Genomic DNA, 255 nt, shown 5'->3' with positions numbered 1-255 from the left:
CAAGCTCCCTGCTACCCCTCGACTTGCATGTGTTAAGCCTGCCGCTAGCGTTCATCCTGAGCCAGGATCAAACTCTTCATCGTTAAATTTTAAGTCTTACGACTATGTTTTAACAATTAATAATGTTTTCAGTACTCAAAATGGTTTATTCTCGTTTGTTTAAATTAATCGTTTCCAATTAATTCTTACGCTGTCAATTCAATATGTTTATGAACTTTTTTCTTTGTCTCTTAAGATGTTATTTCCTTAAGCGGG

1 rRNA gene is annotated in these 255 nt (G+C 35.3%); it reads right to left on the bottom strand.

Annotation, left to right across the window (positions count from 1 at the left end):
• Positions 1-83, bottom strand: a 16S ribosomal RNA gene (locus V6251_RS15570); the annotation flags it as partial.
• Positions 84-255 lie beyond the last annotated feature (172 nt).

It is taken from the genome of Olleya sp. Ti.3.14, from assembly GCF_038154885.1.
GTDB lineage: Bacteria > Bacteroidota > Bacteroidia > Flavobacteriales > Flavobacteriaceae > Olleya.
This window is presented reverse-complemented; position numbering and strand designations above follow the sequence as displayed.